This window comes from Streptomyces sp. P9(2023) (genome assembly GCF_032436795.1).
In the GTDB taxonomy this organism is placed as follows: Bacteria; Actinomycetota; Actinomycetes; order Streptomycetales; family Streptomycetaceae; genus Streptomyces.
The window spans coordinates 1-277 of the sequence record NZ_JAUPWM010000425.1; the positions used below are offsets into that span (position 1 = coordinate 1).

General features: G+C 48.0%; 1 protein-coding gene. It reads right to left on the reverse strand.

Translation table 11 applies throughout. The annotated features are described in order from the left end of the window. The coding region (locus tag Q5762_RS38200) for a hypothetical protein (protein ID WP_315896912.1) at positions 1 to 277 on the reverse strand (277 nt) is incomplete at both ends.

Consider the following 277-nt stretch of genomic DNA (forward strand, 5'->3'; position numbering starts at 1 on the left):
TCGTTGCCTTGATACGGCTGCACAGGCCAATAAAGATGATATTTGCCGGGCGATGATTGGACGGCAAACGATGGCGGCGGATTAAACCGCGTTGCCAAATCGTAATTCTGTTGCGCGGTTAGCAGATTATCAAGGTCAACCGCCTGCGTCTGGATATAATAAACGTCTTTCAATTCGTGTTCGCGCACGTTCTCGGCAAACACGTTGATATTGACGAAAATCCCCCAACCGTCATTATTGTAACGACACAAGGTTTCCCAATGCTGCGCAATTGTTC